Annotated in this window: 1 protein-coding gene; it reads right to left on the bottom strand. The window is 31.1% G+C overall.

Annotation, left to right across the window (positions count from 1 at the left end; all coding sequences use genetic code 11):
• Window positions 1-255 precede the first annotated feature (255 nt).
• Window positions 256-434, bottom strand: a 179-nt coding sequence (locus RT405_RS11220) for a riboflavin kinase (protein WP_313469739.1), incomplete at its 5' end; no start/stop codon positions are given.

Raw genomic sequence — 434 nt, forward strand, 5'->3', positions numbered from 1 at the left:
TGGAACTAAAGAGTGCTAACACAAGTATTAATTTACCAAATAAGTAGTAAATTGTCAACGATTTAACCTCAATTTTTATAATTCTTCTTTTTCAAAATCATTCGTTCTTTTCTCCAGATCGTTTTACTTTCTCTTAAGCATCTTATCAAGTAACTTTGTTTTTAATTGAAGACAGAAAAATTTTATAAGATCCTCCTCTAGTAAAAAAACAGCCACTCTACTACGTCGCTGTTTTTTAAGGGCACTTTATTCAATTCACTTGAAATAATTCTGGGTGTCTAGCTCATCTTGTTTTAGTTGTTCGATCAATGCTTCCATTGAATCAAATTTTAATTCATCTCTTAAATAATGGTGCCACAAAACGGTTACTTTTTCTCCATAAATGTCTTGTTCAAAATCCAAAATATAGACTTCGACCGTTAAAGGCCGATTGG

Source organism: Carnobacterium sp. (genome assembly GCF_032094055.1).
Classification (GTDB): domain Bacteria; phylum Bacillota; class Bacilli; order Lactobacillales; family Carnobacteriaceae; genus Carnobacterium_A.